Genomic DNA, 21,612 nt, shown 5'->3' on the forward strand with positions numbered 1-21,612 from the left:
CTGACCTTAGCCAAACTCCGAATGCCGGTAAGTGAGAGCGCGGCAGTGAGACTGTGGGGGATAAGCTCCATGGTCGAGAGGGAAACAGCCCAGAGCATCGACTAAGGCCCCTAAGCGTACGCTAAGTGGGAAAGGATGTGGAGTCGCAGAGACAACCAGGAGGTTGGCTTAGAAGCAGCCACCCTTGAAAGAGTGCGTAATAGCTCACTGGTCAAGTGATTCCGCGCCGACAATGTAGCGGGGCTCAAGCGTACCGCCGAAGTCGTGTCATTCGTATGTTAAGCCCCAACGGGTGTACGGATGGGTAGGGGAGCGTCGTGTGCCGGGTGAAGCCGCCGCGTAAGCGAGTGGTGGACGGTTCACGAGTGAGAATGCAGGCATGAGTAGCGATACAAGAGTGGGAAACTCTTGCGCCGATTGACTAAGGGTTCCTGGGTCAAGCTGATCTGCCCAGGGTAAGTCGGGACCTAAGGCGAGGCCGACAGGCGTAGTCGATGGACAACCGGTTGATATTCCGGTACCCGCTTTGGAACGCCCAGTACTGAATCTTCTGATGCTAAGGCCGTGAAGCCGCCTTTGATCTCTTCGGAGTGATGGGGAGTGGTGGAGCCGCTGACCCGATGGGGTAGTAGGTAAGCGATGGGGTGACGCAGGAAGGTAGTCCAGCCCGGGCGGTGGTTGTCCCGGGGTAAGGGTGTAGGGCGTTGTCCAGGTAAATCCGGATGACATGAAGTCTGAGACCTGATGCCGAGCCGATTGTGGTGAAGTGGATGATCCTATGCTGTCGAGAAAAGCCTCTAGCGAGTTTCATGGCGGCCCGTACCCTAAACCGACTCAGGTGGTCAGGTAGAGAATACCGAGGCGTTCGGGTGAACTATGGTTAAGGAACTCGGCAAAATGCCCCCGTAACTTCGGGAGAAGGGGGGCCACGTCCGGTGATCATCTTTACGGTGTGAGCTGGGGGTGGCCGCAGAGACCAGCGAGAAGCGACTGTTTACTAAAAACACAGGTCCGTGCGAAGCCGTAAGGCGATGTATACGGACTGACGCCTGCCCGGTGCTGGAACGTTAAGGGGACCGGTTAGTCACATTTCGGTGTGGCGAGGCTGAGAACTTAAGCGCCAGTAAACGGCGGTGGTAACTATAACCATCCTAAGGTAGCGAAATTCCTTGTCGGGTAAGTTCCGACCTGCACGAATGGCGTAACGACTTCTCGACTGTCTCAACCATAGGCCCGGTGAAATTGCACTACGAGTAAAGATGCTCGTTTCGCGCAGCAGGACGGAAAGACCCCGGGACCTTTACTATAGCTTGATATTGGTGTTCGGTTCGGCTTGTGTAGGATAGGTGGGAGACTGTGAAGTCGCGGCGCCAGCCGTGGTGGAGTCATCGTTGAAATACCACTCTGGTCGTGCTGGATGTCTAACCTCGGTCCGTGATCCGGATCAGGGACAGTGTCTGGTGGGTAGTTTAACTGGGGCGGTTGCCTCCTAAAGGGTAACGGAGGCGCCCAAAGGTTCCCTCAGCCTGGTTGGCAATCAGGTGTTGAGTGTAAGTGCACAAGGGAGCTTGACTGTGAGACTGACGGGTCGAGCAGGTACGAAAGTAGGGACTAGTGATCCGGCGGTGGCTTGTGGAAGCGCCGTCGCTCAACGGATAAAAGGTACCCCGGGGATAACAGGCTGATCTTCCCCAAGAGTCCATATCGACGGGATGGTTTGGCACCTCGATGTCGGCTCGTCGCATCCTGGGGCTGGAGTCGGTCCCAAGGGTTGGGCTGTTCGCCCATTAAAGCGGTACGCGAGCTGGGTTTAGAACGTCGTGAGACAGTTCGGTCCCTATCCGCTGCGCGCGTTGGAGTCTTGAGAAGGGCTGTCCCTAGTACGAGAGGACCGGGACGGACGGACCTCTGGTGTGCCAGTTGTTCTGCCAAGGGCATGGCTGGTTGGCTACGTTCGGGAGGGATAACCGCTGAAAGCATCTAAGCGGGAAGCCTGCTTCGAGATGAGGACTCCCACCCACTTGATGGGGTAAGGCTCCCAGTAGACGACTGGGTTGATAGGCCGGATGTGGAAGCCCAGTAATGGGTGGAGCTGACCGGTACTAATAGGCCGAGGGCTTGTCCATGTTTGCTCGCGTCCACTGTGTGGTTCTGAAACAATCAGCCACCACCCCCCTGTGAGGGATTCTCTCCGGGGTTGGTGTGTGTTTCATGGTGTTTCGGTGGTCATAGCGTTAGGGAAACGCCCGGTTACATTCCGAACCCGGAAGCTAAGCCTTTCAGCGCCGATGGTACTGCAGGGGGGACCCTGTGGGAGAGTAGGACACCGCCGAACAAATATTGAGAAAATGCCTCAGCCCCCGAGCTTTGTCTCGGGGGCTGAGGCATTTTTGCTGTCCGTTACCTTGCGTTCATATCGGGTCGAGACTCTGGCCTCCCGATAGGCGGAGGTGTGGAGACGTGCAGCAGATGACGACTGCCGAACGGCGGCACAGGATCGCATCCGGCTCAGCGGCCACCGCGCTGCGCGATGCGCTGGTCGAGCTGCGGATCGGCCGGGGCGACGAGGTCATCGTCCCTTCCTTCGGTCCCAGCGCCCCCGCCGACGCGGTACGGCTGGCCGGCGCCGTGCCGGTGTTCGCCGACATCGACCCGCGGACTTTCTGCCTCGACCCCGAAGCGGTGGCCGCCGGCGTCACCTCCCGCACGGCCGCGATCCTGCCGGTGAGCGTATTCGGGCACCCCGCGCCGCTGGCCCGGCTGGGCGAGCTGGCCGACCGTCGCGCCCTGGCCCTGGTGGCTGCGGAGGAGTCCGCCGAGGACGTTGGTGAGGTGGCCCGGCGGCGGGCGCACGCGCGCTTCCTGGACTCTGCTCTCACCAAGGTGATCGTGCCGTTCGTCGAGCCGGGCGCCCACCATCTGTACCACCAGTACACCGTGCGGGTGCCGGGCAACGGCCGGCCTGACCGGGACACCTTCGCCCGGGCGCTGGCCATGCGTGGCGTCAAGGCCACGGTCAGCGTCCCGGTGCCGGTGCATCGGATGCCCGCGCACCGCTCGGAAACGTTTCTGCCGCACACCGAGATGGTGGCGGGGGACGCGCTGTCCCTGCCGGTGCATCCCGCCATCACCCAGCGGGAGTTGACTCATATCGCCGGGGCCTGCAACGCGCTCGGCGGCCTGCTCTGACCGGACGTCCGGCCGCACGGGTGACCGCCCGTGTGACCGTGGGCCGGAGGTAACCGCGGTGCTCCGTTGGCTGGGAGTCCGCCGGGAGTGGGCCGGTAGTCGGCCGGGACCCGAACAGGGTTTCACCGCACCCCAGTTCATGGGCTAAGATCGTCCCGTCGACGCGCCCCAATAGCTCAGTCGGTAGAGCGTCTCCATGGTAAGGAGAAGGTCTACGGTTCGATTCCGTATTGGGGCTCTGACAAGAAAGGCCCCCGCCTCCCGGCGGGGGCCTTTCTCATGTGCGGGTTCCTTCTTCTACTTTCTTCTAATTTCTTCTACTTCGGCACCCGCATGACCAGGATCGCCATGTCGTCCGAGGGAGCGTCGGAGGCGAAACGTTCCACGGCACGCTGCACGCGCGACGCGACCGCGCCCGCGGTCAGCCCGGTGCAGGTGGCCAGCACGTCCGCGAGTCCGTCGTCGCCGAGCATCCGGGAACCCTCGCGGCGTTCGGTGACACCGTCGGTGACGCAGAGCAGGACATCGCCCGGGTCGAGCGTCATGGCCTGCTCGAAGAGGTCCAGATCCTCCATCACGCCCAGCAGCGGCTGGGGTTCCGCGGCCGGCTCCACCGTGCCGTCGGGGCGCAGCCGCAGCGGCAGCGGATGTCCCGCGCAGACCATCCGGAGCACGGCGCTCCCGTCCTGCTGCGGCCAGAGCTCGCCGTAGAGCAGGGTGAGGAAGCGGCTGCGGGCGCCCTCGTCCAGGATGGCGGCGTTGAGGCGCTCCAGCACCGCGGGCCCGCCGAAGCCCTCGCGGGCCAGCAGCCGTAGGGCGTGCCGGGCCAGGCCGGTGACCGCGGCGGCTTCCGGTCCCGTACCGCAGACGTCGCCGATGGCGAAGCCCCAGCAGCCGTCGCGGATCGGGAAGAGGTCGTAGAAGTCGCCGCCGACCTCGTTGCCCTCGCCGGCCGCCCGGTAGACGACCTCCACCTCGACACCGGGCACCCTGGGCAGTTCCGGCGGCAGCAGGCTGCGCTGGAGGGCCTGGCTGATGGCGGTGCGCTCGCTGTAGAGGCGGGCGTTGTCGAGGGCGAGGGCGGCTCGTCGGGAGAGATCCTCGGCGAGTTCCAGGATCTCCTGGCGGAAGCGCTCGTCGGTGGGCTTGCCGAGGGTGAGCATCCCGATGACCCGGTTGCGGGCCACCAGCGGCAGCACGACGGTCTCGCCGCCGACCGCGGCGGCCGTGGCGAGCTGGATGCCGGGGGTGCTCGCCCTGCTGGTGGCGGCCGACGCGGCCGAGCCGACGCCGAGGCTGCGCAGGGAGGCCCGCAGGGCGCTGGAGTGGGCCACGTCCGAGGGGTCGGTCCACACCCGGGCGCCCGGGGTCGGATCCGGGTCGGGCGGCCGCACCTGGGAGAGCAGCGCCTTGATGCCGTCGATGCGGTCCTCGTCCTCGTGCAGGACGAAGGCCAGCTCCGGCTCTGACTGCTCGGCGATGGTGTAGACGGCGCACCAGCTCGCCAGGGTCGGGACGGTCATCTGCGCCATCAGGGCAAGCGTCTGGTCGCGTTCCAGCGTGCCGGCCAGCAGGTCGGACGCCTCGACGAGGAAGGAGAGTGAGCCGCGGCGGAGCCGTTCCAGCTCGGTGAGCCGCGCGCTCTCCACCGCCAGGGCGATCCGGTCGGCGGCGAACTGCAACCGGAGGGCCTCCTGGTTGCTGTAGCGTCCCGGGGCTTCAGCGGCGACCCCGATGGAGCCGGTGAGGCGGCCCTCGACCTTGAGCGGCACGGTGACGACCGAGCGCATGCCGGTGCCGGACAGCAGCGGGACGGCGCCGGGGACCGCGGTGAGGTCCTCGTGCACGGCGGGCATCCTGGCGCTGCCGTACCGGCCGGTGCCGGCCTCGACGGGGACCCGGGCGAACCGCTGCCGGGCCGAGGGCAGGCCGGTGGAGGCGCGTACTTCGAGCTCGGTCTCGTCGTCGGTGGCGAGCAGCAGGTAGGCGGCGTCGCCGTCGAGCATGTCGCGGGCGCGTTCCACGGTGCGCTGGAGCAGGCCGTCGAGGTCGTCCGGGGCCGGGGAGCCGATGAAGACCTCGAAGGCGTCGCTGCTCTTGCCGCGCTGGGCCAGGCCGGAGTCGGAGTGGGCCGCGCCACGCGAAGGAGACTGGAGGACGGCGCGCTCCTCGGCGCGTACCAGCAGGCAGACGGTGGAGGGCTCGCCCGCGCTGTCCCTGACCCGCAGGTGGGAGCCGTAGACGGGCAGCACCCGGCCGTCGGCGGCGCGGAGGCCGTAGGTGCCCTCCCAGCGGGAGAGCTGGAGGGCCTCGGCGAGGCCGATGCCGGTGCCGGGGGTCTGGGGCCAGGCGGTGATGTCGGCGAGGGACTTGCCGACTATGTCCTCGGGGGCGTGGCCGAAGAGGTCGGCGGCGTCGGCGTTCCAGCGGGTGATGGTGGCGCGGCCGTCGGCCTGGACGACGGCGACCCGGACCCGTTCGTCGGCGACGGGCAGTTCGTCGAGGGGCACCACGGGGCCGGAGGCGCGGGTGCCGGCGGGACGTTCCGGCAGGTCGAGCTGGAACCAGACGTTCTTGCCCGCGGCGGTGTACTCCACGCCCCAGCGGCTGGCCAGCGCGCCGCAGAGCAGCAGGCCGCGGCCGCCCTCGTTGTCGGCGTCGCGGAACTGCCGGCTGCGGGACTGTATCGGGATCTCCCGTTCCGGATAGTGGTCGGAGACCTCGACCCGGACCGCCGTCTCGTACCGCAGGCAGATCACGTCGGCGGCGGTGCCCGCGTGCACCACGGCATTGGTGACCAGCTCGCTGGTGAGGACGACGGCGTCGTCCACCACGTCGGCGAAGCCCCAGCCGTGCAGGGTGTCGCGGACGAACGCCCGTGCGAAGGCGACCGACCGTCCCACGGGTTCGAAGCTGGCCGCTGCCCGCGCCGTGATCACCGATCTCCTTGCTGTTGCTGGTGGCGGGACGGGCGCGCCTGCGTCCGTCGGTGTGCCGCCGCGCTGCTGAATCCTCATCGGCGGCTCCCCAGAGGTGTGGGCCCGCCGAGAAGGCGGGCCCCGACAACAGAGCCAGGTTACTGACCCTGGGGGACCGTGCGTGCTCCGGTTGCGGGTGTTTCCACCCGGAAACGTGCCGGGTGACATATGCGATGCTGCCGAACTGTTATGGCCGGGCCGGGCGGGGGTGAAACACTGGGCTTGCATCGTATGGAAGCAAGTTTGCTCATCTGCAGTTCGGTCGACCCTCCGGGAGGGACACGGTGGAGTCTGGCGCATCGGCGCGGGGCGCAGTCACGCGTACGAAGAACGGGCGATCCCGTGGCAGCGGGACCGTGGAGGTCGACTCGGCCGCTCTCACCAAGCTGCTGGGGGCGCTCTCGGCGATGCGGGACGGTAACTTCCGCAAGCGGCTCCAAGTGTCCGGCGACGGTCCGCTGGCCGAGATCGCGGCGGTCTTCAACGAGGTCGCGGACCGTAATCAGCACCTTACCGGGGAGCTGGCGCGGGTCCGGCGGGTGGTCGGCCGCGAGGGCAAGCTCAACGAGCGGCTGGAGACGGGTGTCTGCGAGGGCGCCTGGGCGGCGGCGATCGAGGCGTCCAACGCGCTGGTGGACGATCTGGTGCGGCCGGTCTCCGAGGTCGGCCGGGTGCTGTCCGCGGTGGCCGAGGGCGACCTGGTGCAGCGGATGGATCTGCGGGCGCAGAACGCCGACGGGTCGGCGCATCCGCTGCGTGGGGAGTTCCTGAAGGTCGGCCGTACGGTCAACGGTCTCGTCGACCAGCTCTCCGCGTTCACCGACGAGGTGACGCGGGTGGCGAGCGAGGTCGGCACCGAGGGCAAGCTGGGCGGCCAGGCCAAGGTGCGGGGGATGTCCGGGTCCTGGAAGGACCTGACGGACTCCGTCAACACCATGGCCTACCGGCTGACCGCGCAGGTCCGGGACATCGCGCTGGTCACCCAGGCGGTGCTCAAGGGCGATCTGTCGCGCAAGGTCACCGTGCATGTGGCCGGCGAGATGCTGGAGCTGAAGAACACCGTCAATTCGATGGTGGACCAGCTCTCGTCCTTCTCCTCGGAGGTCACCCGGGTCGCCCGGGAGGTCGGTACCGAGGGTGAGCTGGGCGGCCAGGCGCAGGTGCCCGGTGTGGCCGGTGTCTGGAAGGACCTCACCGAGTCCGTCAACGGCATGGCCGGCAATCTGACGGCCCAGGTCCGGGACATCGCGCAGGTCACCATGGCGGTCGCCAACGGCGATCTGACGCAGAAGATCACCATCGGCGCGCGCGGCGAGGTCGCGCAGCTCGCCGAGACGATCAACGCGATGACCGAGACGCTGCGGACCTTCGCCGACGAGGTGACCCGGGTGGCCGGCGAGGTCGGCGCCAAGGGCCAGCTCGGCGGCCAGGCCCAGGTGCCGGGCGCGGCCGGCACCTGGAAGGACCTCACCGACTCGGTGAACACCGCCTTCCGCAACCTCACCGCCCAGGTGCGGGACATCGCGCAGGTCACCACGGCGGTGGCGGGCGGCGACCTGTCCCAGAAGGTCACGGTGGACGTCTCCGGCGAGATGCTGGAGCTGAAGAACACCGTCAACTCGATGGTGGGCCAGCTCTCCTCGTTCGGTGACGAGGTGACGCGGGTGGCCCGCGAGGTGGGCGTCGAGGGCATCCTCGGCGGTCAGGCGCAGGTGTCCGGCGCGGCCGGCACCTGGAAGGACCTGACGGACTCGGTGAACACCGCCTTCCGCAACCTGACCGGCCAGGTCCGTAACATCGCGCAGGTCACCACGGCGGTCGCCAACGGCGATCTGACGCAGAAGGTCACGGTGGACGTCTCCGGCGAGATGCTGGAGCTGAAGAACACCGTGAACCGGATGGTGGACCAGCTCGGCTCCTTCTCCGCGCAGGTCACCCGGATGGCGACCGATGTGGGCACCGAGGGGCGGCTGGGCGGTCAGGCCAGGGTGGACGGGGTCTCCGGCACCTGGAAGGACCTGACGGACTCCGTCAACTTCATGGCCGGCAACCTGACGTCCCAGGTGCGGCAGATCGCCCAGGTCACCACGGCGGTGGCGCGCGGTGACCTGTCGCAGAAGATCGACGTGGACGCGCGCGGCGAGATCCTCGAACTGAAGAACACCATCAACACGATGGTCGACCAGTTGTCGTCCTTCGCCGACCAGGTGACCCGGGTGGCCCGCGAGGTGGGCACCGACGGGCGGCTGGGCGGCCAGGCGCAGGTGCCCGGTGTCGCCGGTGTGTGGCGTGATCTCACCGACTCGGTGAATTTCATGGCCGGCAACCTGACCGGCCAGGTCCGCAACATCGCGCAGGTCGCCACGGCGGTGGCGCGCGGTGACCTGTCGCAGAAGATCGACGTGGACGCCAAGGGCGAGATCCTCGAACTGAAGAACACCCTGAACACGATGGTCGACCAGTTGTCGTCCTTCGCCGAGCAGGTGACCCGGGTGGCCCGCGAGGTCGGTACCGAGGGCATTCTGGGCGGGCAGGCCGAGGTCAAGGGCGTCTCGGGCACCTGGAAGGACCTCACCCAGTCCGTCAACGGCATGGCCAACAATCTGACCAGCCAGGTCCGCAACATCGCCGATGTGACCAACGCGGTCGCCCAGGGCGATCTGTCGCGGAAGATCACCGTGGACGCCAAGGGCGAGATCCTTGCCCTGGTCACCACCGTCAACACCATGGTGGACACGCTGTCGGCGTTCGCCGACGAGGTGACGCGGGTGGCCCGCGAGGTCGGTACCGAGGGCCAGCTCGGCGGTCAGGCGCGGGTGCGGGACGCCTCCGGGATCTGGAAGGACCTCACCGACAACGTCAACCTGATGGCGAACAACCTGACCAGCCAGGTGCGGTCGATCTCCTCGGTGGCCACCGCGGTCGCCAACGGCGATCTGACCAAGAAGATCGACGTGGACGCGCGGGGCGAGATCCTGGAGCTGAAGAACACCATCAACACCATGGTGGACACGCTGTCGGCCTTCGGTGACGAGGTGACCCGGGTCGCCCGCGAGGTCGGTACGGAAGGCATCCTGGGCGGTCAGGCGCGGGTGCCGGGTGTGGCGGGCACCTGGAAGGACCTCACCGAGTCCGTCAACGGCATGGCCTCGAACCTCACCGGCCAGGTGCGGCAGATCGCGCAGGTCACCACGGCGGTCGCCCGCGGCGACCTGTCGAAGAAGATCGACGTGGACGCGCGCGGCGAGATCCTGGAGCTCAAGACCACCATCAACACCATGGTCGGGCAGCTCTCCGCCTTCGGTGACGAGGTGACCCGGGTGGCCCGCGAGGTGGGCACCGAGGGCCGGCTGGGCGGTCAGGCGCGGGTGCCGGACGTCTCCGGCATCTGGAAGGACCTCACCGAGTCGGTGAACCTGATGGCGAACAACCTCACCTCGCAGGTCCGCAACATCGCCCAGGTCGCCACCGCGGTGACCCGCGGCGATCTGAACCTGCGGATCGACGTGGACGCGGCCGGCGAGATCCTGGAGCTCCAGGACTACATCAACACGATGATCGTCCGGCTGCGCGAGACCACCCTGGCCAACAAGGAGCAGGACTGGCTCAAGGGCAACCTGGCGCGGATCTCCGGGCTGATGCAGGGGCGCCGCGACCTCGGTGACGTGGCCGCGCTGATCATGAGCGAGCTGACACCGGTGGTGTCGGCGCAGCACGGCGCGTTCTTCCTCGCCGAGGACACCGTGGAGCCCGGCGAGGAGTACGAGCTGCGGCTGGTCGGCAGCTACGGCTTCTCGCGGCGCTCGCGGACCACGGTCTTCCTGCCGGGCGAAGGGCTGATCGGCCAGGCCGCGGTGGAGAAGCGGAACATCCTGATCGAACATGTGCCGCCGGGTTACCTGAAGATCACCTCGGGGCTGGGCGACGCGCCCCCGTCGCATGTGATCGTGCTGCCGGTGCTCTTCGAGGGCCGGGTGCTCGGCGTGATCGAACTGGCCGCGTTCCAGCCGTTCACCCAGATCCAGAAGGACTTCCTCGACCAGATCACCGACATCATCGCGATCAGCGTCAACACCATCTCGGTCAACACCAAGACCGAGGGGCTGCTGAAGCAGTCGCAGGAGCTGACCGAACAACTCCAGGAGCGGTCGGCCGAGTTGGAGAGCCGGCAGCGCGCGCTGGAGATGTCCAACGCCGAACTGGAGGACAAGGCCGAGCTGCTGGCCCGGCAGAACCGCGACATCGAGGTGAAGAACACCGAGATCGAGGAAGCCCGGCAGGTGCTCGAAGAGCGCGCCGAGCAGTTGGCGGTCTCGATGCGCTACAAGTCCGAGTTCCTCGCCAACATGTCGCACGAGCTGCGCACACCGCTCAACTCGCTGCTCATCCTGGCCAAGCTGCTCGCCGACAACGCCGACGGCAATCTGTCGCCCAAGCAGGTCGAGTTCTCCCAGACCATCCACGGCGCCGGGTCCGACCTGCTGCAACTCATCAACGACATCCTGGACCTGTCCAAGGTCGAGGCCGGCAAGATGGACGTCTCGCCGACCCGGATCGCGCTGGTGCAGCTCGTCGACTACGTCGAGGCGACCTTCCGGCCGCTCACCGCGGAGAAGGGCCTGGACTTCTCGGTACGGGTCTCGCCGGAACTGCCGGTGACCCTGCACACCGACGAGCAGCGGCTGCTCCAGGTGCTGCGCAACCTGCTCTCCAACGCGGTGAAGTTCACCGACAGCGGCTCGGTGGAGCTGGTGATCCGCCCGGCGGGGCCCGAGGTCCCGCAGACCATCCGCGAGCAGCTCCTGGAGGCCGGCACCCTGCGCGAGCCCGACCAGCCGCTGATCGCGTTCTCGGTCACCGACACCGGAATCGGGATCGCGGCCGGGAAGATGCGGGTGATCTTCGAGGCGTTCAAGCAGGCCGACGGCACCACCAGCCGCAAGTACGGCGGTACCGGCCTCGGTCTGTCGATCAGCCGCGAGATCGCCCGGCTGCTCGGCGGCGAGATCCACGCCGACAGCCAGCCCGGCCGCGGCTCGACCTTCACCCTCTATCTGCCGCTCAGCCTCGGCGAGACGCTGCCGGGACTGCCGCAGCTCCCGGCCGGAGGCTACGGCGGGGAGTACGAGGAGGCGGCCTCGGGCTTCCCCGGCCGGACCCGCAGCCCGGGCAGCAGCCTGGCCCGGCTGCGCCGCCGCTCCGCCCAGCCCGCCCCGCACCCGGCCGGCGCCAACGGCCACGCGGGCGGTCACGACGGGCACGGCGGCGGCCAGGGGAGCCAGCACGGCCACGCCGGTCAGAACGGGCCGGGCCAGATCGGGCACCCGGGCCAGAACGGGCACGGCGGCCGGGGCGCGAGCACCGTCCCCGAGCCGTGGGCGGAGGACGGCGCGGGCGAGGCGTACCCCGGCTTCGCCGGCGGCTTCAGCGGTGAGAAGGTGCTGATCGTCGACGACGACATCCGTAACGTCTTCGCGCTGACCAGCGTGCTGGAACAGTACGGGCTCACCGTCCTCTACGCGGAGAACGGCCGTGAGGGCATCGAGGTGCTCGAGCAGTACGACGACATCGCGGTCGTGCTGATGGACATCATGATGCCGGAGATGGACGGATACGCCACGACGACCGCGATCCGCAAGATGCCGCAGTTCGCCGGGTTGCCGATCATCGCGCTCACCGCGAAGGCGATGAAGGGCGACCGGGAGAAGGCCATCGACTCAGGAGCGTCGGATTATGTGACGAAGCCGGTGGACACCGACGCGCTGCTGACCCTCATGGAACAGTGGATGCACGCACGCTGACGGTGCGGCAGTCCCGCCTGACGGCCCGGCCGATACGGGCGGGCCGTCGGACGACCTACCGGAGTGGTCGGTCGGGAGGGCCGAACGGCCGGCACGTGCGCCGGTAGTGCGGCCGGAGCGCGGGGAGGCGTATCTTTGCCGACCTGTCGGTCGGATCAGGTGTGAGGCTTGAGGAATGCGGGAACCTTCTGGTCCCCGCCTACGTTTCCGATGCGTGTTGAGTGACCTGGCGGTGACTGGGTGTGGCGAACGACGGGGTGCGGCTACCATGACCGGCACAAGGACGGGCGGCATGACGGAGCTGTCCCCGGGGGCGGCGACCGGCACAGGGCCGGGGCGAGGAGGGCGGGCCATGGTGCAGAAGGCCAAGATCCTCCTGGTCGATGACCGGCCGGAGAATCTGCTGGCGCTGGAGGCGATCCTCTCGGCGCTCGATCAGACCCTGGTCAGGGCATCGTCCGGGGAGGAAGCGCTCAAAGCGCTGCTGACCGACGACTTCGCGGTGATCCTGCTCGATGTCCAGATGCCGGGCATGGACGGATTCGAGACCGCGGCGCACATCAAGCGGCGGGAGCGGACCCGGGACATCCCGATCATCTTCCTGACCGCGATCAACCACGGACCGCACCACACCTTCCGCGGGTACGCGGCCGGTGCGGTCGACTACATCTCCAAGCCGTTCGACCCGTGGGTGCTGCGCGCCAAGGTGTCGGTCTTCGTGGACCTCTACATGAAGAACTGCCAGCTACGGGAACAGGCCGCGCTGCTGCGGCTCCAACTGGAGCAGGGTATGCCGTCGGGCGGCCCGTCCGGTGGCGGCGGCAAGGAATCGGTGGGCATCATCGCCGAGCTGTCGGCCCGTCTGGCGGCCGTGGAGGAGCAGGCCGAGACGCTCGGCAAGCAGCTCAACGAGTCGGGGGACGCGGCGGCCGTGGCCACCGCAGCTCATCTGGACCGCAAACTCAACGGGCTGCGGCGGGCGTTGGACGCGCTGGAGCCGGGCACCGGAAGCGGGATCGGCAAGCAGCAGAACGGCGACTAGGGCGGTTCGGCGCCGCCGGGTGAGGCTCACTCAGGCCGATGGGACGGACGACGGGGTGGTGGTCGACCTGACCCCACCCCGCCGGTCCGGGTGAATCCGAGGCGAAGCCGGGGCGAGCCCGTCTGAGACCGCCCATGAGTCCCGGTCCCTCTGAGCACCGCTGACCCGGCGTCAATCGTCTTATCGGCGGATGGCGACACGAACGGGCGTATCCACAGGCAGGCGTGTCCCCCGATCACAAGGGCGGTAACCTCGCACCATGGCCCCCCGTACGTCCGGCACCGCCAAGAAAGCCCCGGCGAAGCCTGTGGCGAAGAAGACCGCGGCCAAGAGACCCGCGGCCAAGAGCGCTCCCACCAAGGCACCCGCCAAGAAGGCCGCCGCGGTGGGCAGACCCGCGCCCAAGGCCGCCCCGGTGCCGGCGTCATCGATGAACCCGCTCTTCCGCCTGGTGCGGGCCGTCTGGCTCGGCGTGGCCCACAGCATCGGGGCGATCTTCCGCGGCATAGGACGCGGCGCCCGCGGCCTCGACCCCGCGCACCGCAAGGACGGCCTGGCGCTGCTGCTGATCGGTCTCACCCTGGTGGTGGCGGCCGGCACCTGGTCCGATCTGCACGGGCCGGTCGGCGATCTGGTGACGATGCTGATCACCGGCGCCTTCGGCCGCCTGGACATCCTGGTGCCCTTCCTGCTCGGCGCGGTGGCCGTCCGGCTGATGCGCCACCCCGAGCAGACCGAGGCCAACGGCCGGATCGTGATCGGCCTGTCGGCACTGGTCATCGGCATGCTCGGCCTGATCCACATCGCCTGCGGCTCGCCCAGCCGCGACCAGGGCGCCCAGGCGCTGCGGGACGCCGGCGGGCTCATCGGCTGGGTCGCCGCCTCCCCCTTCCTCTACACGGTCGGCGCCGCCCTCGCCGTGCCGCTGCTGCTGCTCTTCACCCTCTTCGGGCTGCTGGTGGTCACCGCCACCCCGGTCAACGCCATCCCGCAGCGGCTCCGGTACGCCGGCACGAAGCTCGGCCTCTACGCGCCGGTGGCGGATCCCGACGCCGTACCGCTCGAGGACTTCTTCGAGGAGGACGGAGAGCGGGCCGAGCCGGTCGAGGAGTCCCCGGTCCGGCGGATTCCGCTGCGCTTCACCAAGCAGCCGGCCGACCCGGGCGCGGAGCCGTACGACGTGGACCGCGACAGCGCGCTCGACGGTGAGGAGCCCAAGCCGCGCCGCCGGCCCAGGCGCCGCGCCGGGCCGGGGGACGGCCCCGACGCGGTGGATGTGGCCGCCGCCGCTGCCACCGCGCTCGACGGCGCGGTGCTGCACGGGGTGCAGCCCTCACCGCTGGTCGCCGACCTGACCAGCCGGGTCAGAAAGCCGGTGCCGGCCGCCCGGGCGGAGGACGCCGAGGACGGCCTGACCGGCGCCGCCCCGGGCTCCGGCGCCGCCCCGGGCGCGGGATCCACCGCCGGCGGCGCCGTGCCCGATCTGACCAAGCAGACCGCCGACGCCGGCGCGCCGCTGCCGCCCCGCGCCGAGCAGCTCCAGCTCTCCGGCGACATCACCTACGCCCTGCCCGCACTGGACCTGCTGGAGCGCGGCGGCCCCGGCCGTACCCGCAGCGCCGCCAACGACATCGTGGTGGCCTCGCTGACCCAGGTCTTCAAGGAGTTCAGGGTCGACGCGACCGTCACCGGCTTCACCCGCGGCCCGACGGTCACCCGCTACGAGATCGAGCTGGGCGCCGCGGTGAAGGTGGAGCGGATCACCGCGCTCGCCAAGAACATCGCCTACTCGGTGGCCAGCCCCGATGTGCGGATCATCAGCCCGATCCCCGGCAAGTCCGCGGTCGGTATCGAGATCCCCAACAGCGACCGCGAGATGGTCAACCTCGGCGACGTACTGCGCTCCGCGGAAGCGGCCGGCGAGGACCACCCGATGACCGTCGCGCTCGGCAAGGACGTCGAGGGCGGCTATGTGATGGCCAACCTCGCCAAGATGCCGCACGTCCTGGTGGCCGGCGCCACCGGCTCCGGCAAGTCGTCCTGCATCAACTGCCTGATCACCTCGGTGATGGCCCGGGCCACCCCCGACGAGGTGCGGATGGTGCTGGTCGACCCCAAGCGGGTCGAGCTGACCGCTTACGAGGGCATTCCGCATCTGATCACCCCGATCATCACCAACCCCAAGCGGGCCGCCGAGGCCCTCCAGTGGGTGGTGCGCGAGATGGACCTGCGGTACGACGACCTCGCCGCGTACGGCTTCCGGCACATCGACGACTTCAACGCCGCCGTGCGCTCCGGCCGGGCGAGGACCCCCGAGGGCAGCGAACGCGAGCTGACGCCCTATCCCTATCTGCTGGTGATCGTCGACGAGCTCGCCGATCTGATGATGGTCGCGCCACGCGATGTGGAGGATTCCATCGTCCGTATCACCCAGTTGGCCCGTGCCGCCGGAATTCACCTGGTCCTCGCCACCCAGCGGCCCAGCGTCGACGTCGTCACCGGTCTGATCAAAGCCAATGTGCCGTCGCGGCTCGCCTTCGCCACCTCGTCGCTCGCCGACAGCCGGGTCATCCTCGATCAGCCGGGGGCCGAAAAGCTCATCGGAAAAGGTGACGGTCTGTTCCTGCCGATGGGCGCGAACAAGCCGATTCGTATGCAGGGCGCCTTCGTCACCGAGGACGAGGTCGCCAAGGTGGTCGACCACTGCAAGGCGCAGCTCACCCCGGCCTACCGGTCCGACGTCACGGTCGGCAGCGGTCCGAAGAAGGAGATCGACGAGGAGATCGGCGACGATCTCGATCTGCTCTGTCAAGCCGCTGAACTGGTGGTTTCCACTCAATTCGGCTCCACCTCGATGCTCCAGCGCAAGCTCAGGGTCGGCTTCGCCAAGGCAGGCCGGCTGATGGACCTGATGGAGTCGCGCGGCATCGTCGGCCCCAGCGAGGGGTCCAAGGCGCGCGATGTCCTGGTCAAGGGCGACGAGCTGGACGGCGTACTCGCGGTGATCCGTGGCGGAGACGCGCCGTCGTAACCACGCTCCGCCCCGCCGCGGACCGTCGGACGTATGCCTTCGGCAACTCGGGGCAGATTTCGAGCAACCGTTTCTCTCCCGCGAACGTCGTACGTCACGTCGTTACGGAGGAACCGCGGGCGACAGCCCGAGTGGCGGACAAAAAGCGGCCGTCCGCTTGCCCTCGCGTTTTCGACCCCCCCTAGACTGAACTTCCAGCAGGTGGCTGCACGCTCGAAAGGCGCCCTCGTGTCCATCGGCAACTCGCCATCCGACGACCGTCCTTCGGTCGGTCGCGCCCTCGCCCAGGCCCGTATCGCGGCGGGACTCTCCATCGACGAGGTCAGCACCACCACCCGGGTCCGCGTCCCGATCCTCCAGGCGATCGAACAGGACGACTTCTCCCGCTGCGGTGGTGATGTGTACGCGCGTGGGCACATCCGTACGATCGCCCGCGTCGTCGGAATCGATCCCGAGCCGCTCGTCGAACGCTATGTGGCCGAACACGTCCCCGCATCCGACCTTGCGCCGGTTGCCCCGCTCTACGAGGCCGAGCGGATCCGTTCCGAACCGCGCCGGCCCAACTGGACCGCGGCCATGATCGCGGCGATCGTCGCCGTGGTGGGCTTCGTCGGCTACACCGCCGTCAAAGGCGGCGGCGACAGCGGGGTGACCGCGAAATCCACCCCCACCAGCCCGGCCGCCACCACCACCAAGCCGGGCGCCACACCGCGCGGCAACGGCGTGCCCAAACCCCCGCAGGCGTCCGGCAGCGCCATCGCCGCGGCGCCGCCCGGCAAGGTCACCGTCAAGGCCAGCGCGGCGAGCGGCGCGAGCTGGATCCAGGCCACCGACAGCAACGGCAAGCAGCTCTACCAGGACTCGTTGAAGAAGGGCCAGTCGGTGACCTGGACCGACGACAAGAAGATCAAGCTCATCGTGGGCAACGCCGGCGCCGTACAGCTCTTCGTCAACGGCAAGGACATCGGCCGCGCCGGCGGCAAGGGCGAGGTCGCCCATCTCACCTACACCCCGGGCGATCCCACCCAGGGATGAGTACACCGCCGGCCCGGCGGGGGTATCCGCTCCGCCGGCCGCACGGGGAAGTCGGCGAAGGGCCACCCGGTAGTCTTGGGCTCATGCCAGAACCCCGTACCGTCGCTCTTGTCACGCTCGGCTGCGCCCGTAATGAGGTCGACTCAGAGGAACTCGCCGGCCGGCTGGCGGCGGACGGCTGGCGGCTGGTGGACGACGCGTCCGACGCCGACGTGGCGGTGGTGAACACCTGCGGCTTCGTCGACGCGGCCAAGAAGGACTCGGTGGACGCCCTGCTGGAGGCCAACGACCTCAAGAGCCAGGGCCGTACCCAGGCCGTGGTGGCGGTCGGCTGCATGGCCGAGCGGTACGGCAAGGAACTGGCCGACGCCCTGCCGGAAGCCGACGGCGTGCTCGGCTTCGACGACTACGCCGACATCTCCGACCGGCTGCGGACCATCCTGGCCGGCGGCGTCCACGCCCCGCACACCCCGCGTGACCGGCGCAAGCTGCTGCCGGTCACCCCGGCGGAGCGGCAGACCGCGAGCGTGGCACTGCCGGGGCACGGCCAGGACGCTCCGCAGGGACCGCCGGCCGACCTCACCGATCTGCCGGCGGGCATCGCCCCCGCGTCCGGGCCGCGCGCCCCGCTGCGCCACCGGCTGGGCGACGGTCCGGTCGCCTCGGTGAAGCTCGCCTCGGGCTGCGACCGCCGGTGCAGTTTCTGCGCGATCCCCTCCTTCCGCGGCTCGTTCATCTCCCGCCGGCCTTCCGACGTCCTCGGTGAGACCCGATGGCTCGCCGAACAGGGCGTCAGGGAGGTGATGCTGGTCAGCGAGAACAACACGTCCTACGGCAAGGATCTCGGCGACATCCGGCTGCTGGAGACGCTGCTGCCCGAACTGGCCGCGGTCGACGGCATCGAGCGGATCCGGGTCAGCTACCTCCAGCCGGCCGAGATGCGCCCCGGCCTGATCGACGTGCTCACCTCGACACCCGGCGTCGTCCCCTACTTCGACCTCTCCTTCCAGCACTCGGCGCCCGCCGTGCTGCGGGCCATGCGCCGCTTCGGGGACACCGACCGCTTCCTGGACCTGCTCGACACCATCCGCGCCAAGGCCCCCGAGGCGGGCGTGCGGTCCAACTTCATCGTCGGGTTCCCGGGCGAGACGGCCGAGGACCTGGCCGAGCTCGAACGCTTCCTGGGGGCGGCCCGGTTGGACGCCATCGGCGTCTTCGGCTACTCCGACGAGGACGGCACCGAGGCGGCCGGCTATGACGGCAAGCTCGACGAGGACGTGGTGGCCGCCCGGCTGGCCCGGGTCTCCCGGCTCGCCGAGGAGCTGACCGCGCAGCGCGCCGAGGAACGGCTGGGCGCCACGGTCACGGTGCTGGTCGAGGCGGTGGACGAGGAGACCGGTGAGGTCACCGGACGGGCCGACCACCAGGCGCCGGAGACCGACGGCCAGGTCGTGCTGACACCGGCCGGTGGCTGGTGGGAGCCGGCGCCCGGCATGTTCGTCACCGCGAAGGTGACCGGGACGGAGGGCGTGGACCTGATCGCAGAACCGCTCGGGGTGCAGGGCACCGGCCACGGGGACCACGGGGACGGGGTGGGCAGATGAGCGGAGCTGCCACGCCCGCGTCCGTGCCGACGCCACCGTCCCGGTCCACGGGCTCTCCGCTGACGGGGGTGGCCTCGTCAGCGGTTCCGCCGGCCGAATCGGTGCTCGCCCCGGCCTCCGCGGAGGCCGCCGCCCCGATCATCGTGGCCCGGGTCTCCGGACCGCCGCCGGGATCGGAGCCGCCGCCCGGGTCCGGGCCGGCACCCGGTTCCACCCGCTCCGACCACATGGGGGATCCGAAGGCACCCCAGGCCGGACTGCTGAACGTCGCCAATCTGCTGACGATGGTCAGACTGGTGCTGGTCCCCGGCTTCCTCCTGGTACTGGTGCACGGCGACGGGCACGATCCGGTGTGGCGGGCGTTCGCCTGGGCGGCCTTCGCCGTGGCCATGATCACCGACCTCTTCGACGGTGAGCTGGCCCGGCGCTACGGCCTGGTCACCGACTTCGGCAAGATCGCCGACCCGATCGCCGACAAGGCGATCATGGGGGCCGCGCTCGTCGGACTCTCCGCGCTGGGCGATCTGCCCTGGTGGGTGACGGTGGTGATCCTGGTCAGGGAGCTGGGCATCACGCTGATGCGGTTCTGGGTGATCCGGCACGGGGTCATCCCGGCGAGCCGGGGCGGCAAGCTCAAGACGCTGGCGCAGGGCGTGGCGGTCGGTATGTACATCCTCGTGCTGACCGGCCCGCTGGCCACGATCCGGGCCTGGCTGATGGCGGTCGCGGTGATCCTCACCGTGGTGACCGGCCTCGACTACGTACGGCAGGCGATCGTGCTGCGCCGCGCGGGACTGGCGGCGCGGCGGGCACGGCGGTCGTGAGCGGCGGCGAGGCTTGGGCGGCCGGTGCGGCGGGGGCCGCGGCGGAGCCGGGGGCGGCCGGTCAACCGGCGGAGCAGGCGGAGGCCGGTGCGGCGGGGCGGGCGGCGGCCGACGTGCTCCGGCTGCTGGACGGTCATGGCTGGACCCTGGCGGTCGCGGAATCCCTCACGGGCGGTCTGGTGGCCGCGGAGCTCGCCGGAGTGCCCGGCGCCTCCCGGACCTTCCGCGGCTCCGTGACGGCTTACGCGACCGCGCTCAAGCACGAGCTTCTCGGTGTGGACGCGGGCCTGCTGGCCGCGCGCGGCGCCGTGGACGCCGAAGTCGCCCGGCAGATGGCGGCGGGGGTACGGGAGCGGCTCGGCGCGGACTGGGGCATCTCCACCACCGGAGTAGCGGGTCCCGACCCGCAGGACGGGCAGCCGGTCGGCACCGTCTTCGTCGCCGTGGCGGGCCCCGTCGCGGGGCCCGGCGCGGACCGCTCGGCGGGCGCCGAGGTGGAGACCGCCGCGTTGCGGCTGACCGGCGACCGTACCGCGATCCGCACCGCCTCGGTGACCGCCGTGCTGGAACTGCTCGCGGCGCGGCTGAGGAGGAGTACGGTTGCGGGTCCGGGATTCAGCCAGACTCCCGGATAACGCTCCTGGCGCGAGTCCGGAGGCCGAGGATGGGGAAGAAGACGGGGGGAAGGGATGTTTGCAGCCCTGAGTGAACACGACTTAGCTCCCCGCACGGCCGGTGCCCGAGGCGGTACGGTGGGGCGAGGAAGATGCGGTTTCGCGGTCCGAGGAGGGAGCCACCGATGATTCTGCTCCGTCGCCTGCTTGGTGACGTGCTGCGTCGGCAGCGCCAGCGCCAGGGCCGCACCCTGCGTGAGGTCTCCTCATCAGCCCGGGTCTCGCTCGGCTATCTGTCCGAGGTCGAGCGGGGGCAGAAGGAGGCGTCCTCCGAGCTGCTCTCGGCGATCTGCGAAGCCCTGAGCGTGCCGATGTCCGAGGTGATGCGCGAGGTCAGCGACGATCTGTCGCTCGCCGAGCTCTCGCAGTCGGCGGCTTCCGAGACCACTGCCGCGCCGATGCGGCCCCTGCTGGGCGCGGTCACGTCCGTCACTTCCGTCACCTCCGTGGCCTCCGCCACGGATGAGCGGATCACCATCAAGGCGCCCAAGAAGTCCAGCGAGGCCGTCGACGTCGTCGCCGCCTAGGCCGGCTCCCCAGGCTGCCGCTGCCGGCTCTCAGTTCTTCAGGGCTTCTGGCAGTTCAGTCAGTCCCTTCAGTTCTGTCAGTTCTGTCGCTTCGCGCGGCGGCCCGTCCCGGAAATCCGGACGGGCCGCCGCGCTTTTGCCATGTGTACGGGGTCAGGGCAGGGTAGGCGAAGAGGGTCAGCGGGGGATGAACCGGACCTGAACGCGTCGATCCGCGAGGAGAACAGCGCATGACTGTCGTGAAGAGCCCCCTGCCCGAGCAGTCCAGGAAGACCGTCGCGGAGGCCTTGCAGGGCGCTCTGGTCGACCTGGTGGACCTGTCACTGCTGGGCAAGCAGGTGCACTGGAACATCATCGGAGCGCGTTTCCGCTCCATCCACCTCCAGTTGGACGAGGTGGTCGCCACCGCCAGGACCGGGTCCGACGATGTGGCCGAGCGGGCCGCCGCCCTCGGGATGTCCCCCGACGGGCGCGCCGGGACGGTTGCCAAGACCAGCGGGCTCGACACGGTGACCGACGGCTGGGTCAAGGACACCGAGGTCGTCGAGATTATGGTGGCGGCCCTGGGCGCGGTCATCACCCGGATGCGCGAACGCATCGAGGCGACCGATGTCCCCGACCCGGTGACCCAGGATCTCCTGATCGGCATCACCCGCGTTCTTGAGAAGCAGCACTGGATGTTCCAGGCGGAGAACGTCTGACCCGACGCGGTGGTACGGCGCGGAACGACCTGACCTCGGGGCCGGGACGGCCGCCGGTGTCCTTCGGGGCACCGGCGGCCGATAAGGAGACGGCATGGGTGCACTTCGGCCGCGCCGGCGGACGGCCCGGCGGGTGCTGGCGGTCGCGGCCGGACTGTTGTGGTGGTGGGCGGCGATACGGCTGGCCCTCCAGCCCGAGGCCCCCG

At 69.2% G+C, this 21,612-nt stretch carries 11 protein-coding genes, 1 tRNA gene and 2 rRNA genes (1 of these 14 cut by a window edge); 13 read left to right on the forward strand and 1 reads right to left on the reverse strand.

The window, feature by feature from the left end:
- The 4 genes from OG519_RS26280 to OG519_RS26295 form a co-directional block, all read left to right on the forward strand.
- Positions 1 to 2,126: ribosomal RNA gene (locus tag OG519_RS26280) — 23S ribosomal RNA — on the forward strand; it begins 1,003 nt to the left of the window's first position.
- Positions 2,127 to 2,218: 92 nt separating this feature from the next.
- Positions 2,219 to 2,335 (forward strand): 5S ribosomal RNA (gene rrf / locus OG519_RS26285).
- A 134-nt stretch (positions 2,336 to 2,469) separates the two neighbouring features.
- Positions 2,470 to 3,189 (forward strand): DegT/DnrJ/EryC1/StrS family aminotransferase, encoded by a 720-nt coding sequence (locus tag OG519_RS26290; RefSeq protein WP_405588671.1) that lies wholly within the window; start codon positions 2,470 to 2,472, stop codon positions 3,187 to 3,189.
- A gap of 165 nt (positions 3,190 to 3,354) precedes the next feature.
- Positions 3,355 to 3,427 (forward strand) — tRNA-Thr (locus tag OG519_RS26295).
- A 79-nt stretch (positions 3,428 to 3,506) separates the two neighbouring features.
- On the opposite strand, the gene OG519_RS26300 is transcribed toward OG519_RS26295, so the two are convergent.
- Positions 3,507 to 6,128 carry a SpoIIE family protein phosphatase gene (locus tag OG519_RS26300; protein WP_405588673.1) on the reverse strand — a complete coding sequence of 874 codons (2,622 nt, stop codon included), beginning with the start codon at positions 6,126 to 6,128 and terminating at the stop codon, positions 3,507 to 3,509.
- A 323-nt stretch (positions 6,129 to 6,451) separates the two neighbouring features.
- Between OG519_RS26300 and OG519_RS26305 the strand changes: the two genes are divergently transcribed.
- The 9 genes from OG519_RS26305 to OG519_RS26345 all read left to right on the forward strand — a co-directional run bounded on the left by OG519_RS26305 (position 6,452) and on the right by OG519_RS26345 (position 21,406).
- Positions 6,452 to 11,968, forward strand: coding sequence for a HAMP domain-containing protein (locus OG519_RS26305; RefSeq protein WP_405588675.1), 5,517 nt, complete (start codon positions 6,452 to 6,454; stop codon positions 11,966 to 11,968).
- Between the two features lie 352 nt (positions 11,969 to 12,320).
- Entirely contained in the window at positions 12,321 to 13,010 is a 690-nt protein-coding gene (locus OG519_RS26310; RefSeq protein ID WP_405588677.1) for a two-component system response regulator, read from the forward strand.
- A 259-nt stretch (positions 13,011 to 13,269) separates the two neighbouring features.
- On the forward strand, positions 13,270 to 16,041 hold the full coding sequence (locus tag OG519_RS26315) for a DNA translocase FtsK (protein WP_405588680.1): 2,772 nt from the start codon (positions 13,270 to 13,272) through the stop codon (positions 16,039 to 16,041).
- Between the two features lie 228 nt (positions 16,042 to 16,269).
- Complete coding sequence (locus OG519_RS26320) at positions 16,270 to 17,076, forward strand: helix-turn-helix domain-containing protein (protein ID WP_405588682.1); 807 nt, start codon at positions 16,270 to 16,272, stop codon at positions 17,074 to 17,076.
- An 83-nt stretch (positions 17,077 to 17,159) separates the two neighbouring features.
- Complete coding sequence (rimO, locus tag OG519_RS26325) at positions 17,160 to 18,680, forward strand: 30S ribosomal protein S12 methylthiotransferase RimO (protein WP_405588685.1); 1,521 nt, start codon at positions 17,160 to 17,162, stop codon at positions 18,678 to 18,680.
- A 227-nt stretch (positions 18,681 to 18,907) separates the two neighbouring features.
- Entirely contained in the window at positions 18,908 to 19,504 is a 597-nt protein-coding gene (gene pgsA, locus OG519_RS26330; protein ID WP_405593011.1) for a CDP-diacylglycerol--glycerol-3-phosphate 3-phosphatidyltransferase, read from the forward strand.
- A 113-nt stretch (positions 19,505 to 19,617) separates the two neighbouring features.
- Positions 19,618 to 20,139, forward strand: coding sequence for a CinA family protein (locus tag OG519_RS26335; protein WP_405593013.1), 522 nt, complete (start codon positions 19,618 to 19,620; stop codon positions 20,137 to 20,139).
- Between the two features lie 164 nt (positions 20,140 to 20,303).
- Positions 20,304 to 20,705 (forward strand): helix-turn-helix domain-containing protein, encoded by a 402-nt coding sequence (locus OG519_RS26340; RefSeq protein ID WP_405588687.1) that lies wholly within the window; start codon positions 20,304 to 20,306, stop codon positions 20,703 to 20,705.
- A gap of 230 nt (positions 20,706 to 20,935) precedes the next feature.
- Positions 20,936 to 21,406: a Dps family protein gene (locus OG519_RS26345; RefSeq protein ID WP_405588690.1), complete on the forward strand. Its 471-nt coding sequence runs from the start codon at positions 20,936 to 20,938 to the stop codon at positions 21,404 to 21,406.
- The last annotated feature ends 206 nt before the right edge of the window (positions 21,407 to 21,612 follow it).

It is taken from the genome of Streptomyces sp. NBC_01190 (assembly GCF_045039895.1).
Classification (GTDB): Bacteria; Actinomycetota; Actinomycetes; order Streptomycetales; family Streptomycetaceae; genus Actinacidiphila.

Bases quoted from the DNA above. Each gene is read 5' to 3' on its own strand.
- rimO (WP_405588685.1), top strand. From the start codon at position 17,160: ATGCCAGAACCCCGTACCGTCGCTCTTGTCACGCTCGGCTGCGCCCGT.
- OG519_RS26315 (WP_405588680.1), top strand. From the start codon at position 13,270: ATGGCCCCCCGTACGTCCGGCACCGCCAAGAAAGCCCCGGCGAAGCCT.
- OG519_RS26310 (WP_405588677.1), top strand. From the start codon at position 12,321: ATGGTGCAGAAGGCCAAGATCCTCCTGGTCGATGACCGGCCGGAGAAT.
- OG519_RS26340 (WP_405588687.1), top strand. From the start codon at position 20,304: ATGATTCTGCTCCGTCGCCTGCTTGGTGACGTGCTGCGTCGGCAGCGC.
- pgsA (WP_405593011.1), top strand. From the start codon at position 18,908: ATGGGGGATCCGAAGGCACCCCAGGCCGGACTGCTGAACGTCGCCAAT.
- OG519_RS26345 (WP_405588690.1), top strand. From the start codon at position 20,936: ATGACTGTCGTGAAGAGCCCCCTGCCCGAGCAGTCCAGGAAGACCGTC.
- OG519_RS26290 (WP_405588671.1), top strand. From the start codon at position 2,470: ATGACGACTGCCGAACGGCGGCACAGGATCGCATCCGGCTCAGCGGCC.